We start from the raw sequence: 5,052 nt of genomic DNA, 5'->3' as shown, positions 1-5,052 counted from the left end.
ATTCCTTCTTGGTCATCAGGCGGGTGCCGATGATGAAGATGGTGTTGGAGAAGGCGACCTGGCGGGCGCGTTCGGTGTTGTTGGTGGTGGAGCCGCACTCGATGTCGACGGTGCCGTTCTGGATGAGAGGGATGCGGTTCTGGGAGGTGACGGGGGTGAGCTTGAGGGCGAGGGCGGGGAGCTTGAGCTCGGCCTTGACGGCGTCGACGACCTTGAGCATGAGCTCCTGGGAGTAGCCGACGACCTGCTGTTTGTCGTCGTAGTAGGAGAAGGGGATGGAGGATTCCCGGTGACCCAGGGCAATGGTGCCGCTGCTCTTGATCTTGGCCAGGGTCGGGGACTCCTGGGCGAAGGCCGGCTGGGTGGTGAGGGCGCCAGCGGCGATCAGACAGGTGGCGGCAAGCTTCAACGAGGTGCGCATGATTCGGTTCTCCTGCAAGGGTGATGGGGCTGATGGCGACGCTGGCGTCGTGTGCCCTTTACATTGCAGAGGCCGTGCCAGCTGTTTGTGGCCCGTTCCGATTCTGTAAGTACTTGATACAAAAGAGCCCCGCTGGGAAGCGGACGGGGTGTTTGTTCGGATTTCCGGATGGCGGGCCGCAAGTGCGCCCGGAAATCCGCACGCCTTCCCGGGTGCACCGGTCGAGCCGGGCTGGCGCGGGCTGGTAAAATGCGCCATTCAGCCCTTCGCCCTGTGGATCGAACCGCCATGACCCTGACTTCGCTCACCCTTGCCCGCCCCGACGACTGGCACCTGCACGTACGCGACGGTGCCGCCCTGGCTGCCGTGGTGCCCGATACCGCCCGCCGTTTCGGCCGGGCGCTGATCATGCCCAACCTCAAGCCCCCGGTGACCACCGTGGAGCAGGCCGCGGCCTATCGCGAGCGCATCCTCGCGGCGGTGCCGGCAGGGCTCAAGTTCGCCCCGCTCATGACGTTGTATCTCACCGACACCCTCAGGCCCGAAGAGATCGACAAGGCCGCCGCCAGCGGCTTCATCCCCGCTGCCAAGCTCTACCCGGCCGGCGCCACGACCAACTCGGATGCGGGCGTCACCGACATCGCCAAGGTGTATCCCGTTCTCGAACGGATGGCGGAAAAGGGCATTGCCCTATGTGTTCACGGAGAGGTGACCCATGCTGACGTTGATATCTTTGATCGCGAGCGTGTCTTTATCGATCGCGTACTGGCGCCGCTTGCAGCGCGCTACCCGACCCTGCGCATCGTCTTCGAGCACATCACGACGGCCGAGGCCGCACAGTTCGTGACGGAAGCCGGGCCGAACGTGGGCGCCACCATCACCGCCCACCACCTGCTCCTCAACCGCAACGCGATCTTCGCGGGCGGCATCCGCCCGCATCACTACTGCCTGCCGGTCCTCAAGCGCGAGACCCACCGGGAGGCACTGGTGAAGGTGGCTACCTCCGGCAGCCCCAAGTTCTTCCTCGGCACCGACTCGGCGCCCCACGCCAAGACCACCAAGGAAGCCGCCTGCGGCTGTGCCGGCTGCTACACCGCCCACGCCGGCATCGAGCTCTACGCCGAAGTCTTTGACGAGGCCGGTGCCCTGGACAAGCTGGAGGCCTTTGCCAGCTTCAACGGCCCCGACTTCTACCGCCTGCCCCGCAACACCGACACCATCACCCTGGTGAAGGAGAGCTGGGACGTGCCCGCCGGCCTCGACTACCTGCCCGGCGACCCCCTGGTGCCCCTGCGTGGTGGCGAGCAGATCCACTGGAAGCTGGCCTGACCCCTGACCGCCCCTGCCTCGACGATGCGCCCTATCCTCAAGCCCCTCCTGCTGCTCCTGACCCTGCCCTTCCTCGCCGCCTGTGAGTACGAGGGGGCGGCCTTCATCGTCAATGGCAACAAGGACGAGAACATCAGCCTGGTGCGTGAGCAGCGCTGGTTCTGGAGCAGCGAGGTGGATCAGGCCGTCGTCGTGTCGCGCATGCCCACCTGCATGCGCCGCCATGACATCAAGTCCGGTGTGGCCGGCAGCGTGAAGATGGAAGTCTTCGAGGCCGGCAGCAGCCTGTGGGCGCTCAAGCAGGGCAAGAACTGGTATCTGGCGAGCACCGAGAAGTGCGAGTTCCAGCGCTGGACCGAGCCCCCCGACGAGCCCCCCGGCCGCCTGGTGGGCACCTTCAGCCGAAAGAACGACAAGCTCGAATTCATCCCCGCCGACAAACCCGCCAAGCCCATCCGCCCGGCGGAAGAGTGATCCCCCGGCAGGCCGTTGGCGTGTCGCCGATGTGATGCACCGAGGGGGCGACCTGTAGGGGCGACTTCAGTCGCCCGCGGACTTTGATCAAGGGTGTGTCTGTGATCGACGCGTGTTGGGCGACTGAAGTCGCCCCTACAAGTCGCCCCTACAAGTCCCCCTTCAAAGCGCCGGAGCCGCCACTCAACGGAGTGCAGATGATCCGCGCGGTGGGTAGCGTCCCCATGAGTCCTTCTCCTACCGCCTACGCTCACCGCCCCCTCTTCGAGCCCATCTCCAGCCTGCTGTCCGGATTTCCGGATGGCCTGCCCGACGCGGCGGCGCTGACCGCCTGCCTGCGCGTCCACGCTCCCGGTGCGGTCAGCGGTTCGGGGCATCCCTTGCGCTTTGTCCTGCCGCCCGAGGGCCTCGACGCCTACGAGCTGCACATCCACGCCACCGGCGAGGTGCCCACCCGGCCCAATGACTGGCACGACTTCTTCAACGCCCTGGCCTGGTGTGTGTGGCCGCGCAGCAAGGCGGCCTGCAATGCCCTGCACCTGCGGGCGCTGTCCGCCAGGGCCGCCGCAGGCCTGCCCGGCCGCGGGCCCGTGCGCGATGCCCTGACCCAGTTCGACGAGTGCGGCGTGCTGGTAGTCTCCGCCGACCCGGACATCCCGGCCCTGCTGGCAACCCACGCCTGGGAGGAGGCCCTGTGGACGCGCCGCGCCCGCCTGCTGGAGAGCACCCGCTTCCTCATCTTCGGCCACGGCAGCTGGGATCAGCTGCGCCAGCCCTTCTTCGGCCTGTGCGCCAAGGCCATCTACCGGCAGGTGGAGGCGGACTGGCTGCAGCTGCCCGCGCCGGCGCGCCAGGCCGAGGCCGACGCCTGGCTCGCCGGGCGTCTTGCCGACCCGCACCAGGCCTTCGACAAGGCGGCCCTGTCGCCCCTGCCGCTACTCGGCATCCCGGGCGTGATTGCCGACAGCGAGTGCGCCGATTACTACCGGGACACCCGCCAGTTCCGGCCCCGGCGTGGCATGCATCGCACGGCGTCGCACGCGGGGCTGTGACCTGCCCCCCGATTTGAAGGAAAATAGCGGGCTCGCCGAATGCTGCCCGGGTGATGCCCGATGCGCCGGCCCCGAATTCATCCTTCAGGAATCGACCATGCTGCAGAAATTCCCCGCCTTCGCCGGTGTCCAGGGCCCGGTTGTCGTCATCGTCATGGATGGCTACGGCATCCCGAAGAACGACGCCGGCAGCGCCATCGCCGCCGCCCGCAAGCCGACCCTCGACCGCCTCTTTGCCGAATGCCCGCACATCAGCCTGCGCGCCCACGGCACCGCGGTGGGCATGCCCTCCGATGACGACATGGGCAACTCGGAAGTCGGTCACAACGCCATCGGTGCCGGGCAGGTCTACAGCCAGGGTGCAGCACTGGTGGCCAATGCCATCGCCGATGGCGCCATCTGGGCCGGTGATGCGTGGAAGGAGATCGTGGCGGGCGCCCGTGCTGGAGCCAACGGCAAGGCGGGCGTCATCCACTTCATCGGCCTGTTTTCCGACGGCAATGTGCACAGTCACATCGACCACCTGAAGGCCATGGTCGTGCAGGCCAAGGCGGAAGGCATCAAAACCGTGCGCATCCACGCCCTGCTCGACGGCCGCGACGTGCCCGAAACCAGCGCCCTGGAGTACGTGGTGCCCTTCGAGGCCTTCCTGGGCGAGATCAGCAGTGACGGCTTCGACGCCCGCATCGCCTCCGGTGGTGGCCGTCAGTACATCACCATGGACCGCTATGACGCCAACTGGCCGATGGTGGAGAAGGGCTGGAAGACCCACGTGCTGGGCGAGGGCCCGCAGTTTGCCAACGCCACCGAGGCCGTGAATGGCCTGCGTGAGCGCCACCCCGGCACCATCGACCAGGATCTACCCGAGTTCGTCATCGCAGAGGGTGGCAAGCCCATCGGCACCATCCAGGACGGCGATTCGGTGGTCTTCTTCAATTTCCGCGGCGACCGGGCCATCGAGATCACCCGCGCCTTCGTCGAGGACGACTTCAACAAGTTCGACCGCGTGCGTGCCCCCCGGGTCACCTACGCCGGCATGCTCCAGTACGACGGCGACCTGCAACTGCCCAAGCGCTTCCTGGTGGCCCCGCCGGCCATCAAGGACACCTCCGGCGAATGGTTCAGCAAGGCCGGGCTGGCCCAGTTTGCCTGCTCCGAGACCCAGAAATTCGGCCACGTTACCTACTTCTGGAACGGTAACCGCTCCGGCAAGTTCGAGGGCGAGACCTGGCAGGAAGTCCCCAGCGACGTGGTGCCCTTCGAGCAGCGCCCGTGGATGAAGGCCGCCGAGATCGCCGACGCCATGATCGCCGCCGTGCAGTCGGGCCAGTACAAGGTGCTGCGCTGCAACTTCGCCAACGGCGACATGGTCGGTCATACCGGCAACTTCCGCGCCGCCACCATGGCCGTCGAGGCCGTGGATCTGGCCCTCGCACGCCTGCTGCCGGCCATTGAGGCTGCTGGTGGCGTGGCCCTGATCACCGCCGACCACGGCAACGCCGACGAGATGTTCGAGCTGGACAAGAAGACCAAGCAGCCGGCCCTCAACGCCGACGGCTCCTTCAAGGCCAAGACCGCCCACACCCTCAACCCGGTGCCCTTGATCCTCTTCGACAAGGTCAGCGGCGGCAGGCTGGGCCTGAAGCAGACCGATACCGCGGGCTTGTCCAGCATCGCCGCCACGGTGGCCAATCTGGTCGGCCTGGAGAAACACCCAAAGTGGGATGACAGCGTGCTGGATGTGAAGTAAGGCGGCCTGCCGCGGCATGGGAAGGG

Annotated in this window: 5 protein-coding genes; 4 read left to right on the top strand and 1 reads right to left on the bottom strand. The window is 66.9% G+C overall.

Features of this window, described 5'->3' with window-relative positions; all coding sequences use genetic code 11:
- The coding region (locus ACIQ09_RS21675) for a transporter substrate-binding domain-containing protein (RefSeq protein WP_398314410.1) at positions 1-421 on the bottom strand (421 nt) is incomplete at its 3' end.
- Between the two features lie 288 nt (positions 422-709).
- Between ACIQ09_RS21675 and pyrC the strand changes: the two genes are divergently transcribed.
- From pyrC to gpmI, 4 genes are all read left to right on the top strand, one after another.
- Positions 710-1,750, top strand: coding sequence for a dihydroorotase (pyrC, locus tag ACIQ09_RS21670; protein ID WP_398314408.1), 1,041 nt, complete (start codon positions 710-712; stop codon positions 1,748-1,750).
- Between the two features lie 24 nt (positions 1,751-1,774).
- A complete protein-coding gene (locus ACIQ09_RS21665) occupies positions 1,775-2,224 on the top strand; it encodes a hypothetical protein (RefSeq protein WP_398314406.1) in 450 nt (149 codons plus the stop codon).
- A gap of 224 nt (positions 2,225-2,448) precedes the next feature.
- Positions 2,449-3,276 carry a DUF3025 domain-containing protein gene (locus ACIQ09_RS21660; RefSeq protein ID WP_398314404.1) on the top strand — a complete coding sequence of 276 codons (828 nt, stop codon included), beginning with the start codon at positions 2,449-2,451 and terminating at the stop codon, positions 3,274-3,276.
- Between the two features lie 97 nt (positions 3,277-3,373).
- Positions 3,374-5,026, top strand: coding sequence for a 2,3-bisphosphoglycerate-independent phosphoglycerate mutase (gene gpmI, locus ACIQ09_RS21655; protein ID WP_398314402.1), 1,653 nt, complete (start codon positions 3,374-3,376; stop codon positions 5,024-5,026).
- Positions 5,027-5,052 lie beyond the last annotated feature (26 nt).

The sequence above is a fragment of the Zoogloea sp. genome, assembly GCF_044344315.1.
Classification (GTDB): domain Bacteria; phylum Pseudomonadota; class Gammaproteobacteria; order Burkholderiales; family Rhodocyclaceae; genus Zoogloea.
Note: the sequence above shows the minus strand (reverse complement) of the source record. Positions and strands in the feature narration are given on the sequence as shown.

Coding starts and splice junctions, on each gene's coding strand:
- pyrC (WP_398314408.1), top strand. CDS start 710: ATGACCCTGACTTCGCTCACCCTTGCCCGCCCCGACGACTGGCACCTG.
- ACIQ09_RS21665 (WP_398314406.1), top strand. CDS start 1,775: ATGCGCCCTATCCTCAAGCCCCTCCTGCTGCTCCTGACCCTGCCCTTC.
- ACIQ09_RS21660 (WP_398314404.1), top strand. CDS start 2,449: ATGAGTCCTTCTCCTACCGCCTACGCTCACCGCCCCCTCTTCGAGCCC.
- gpmI (WP_398314402.1), top strand. CDS start 3,374: ATGCTGCAGAAATTCCCCGCCTTCGCCGGTGTCCAGGGCCCGGTTGTC.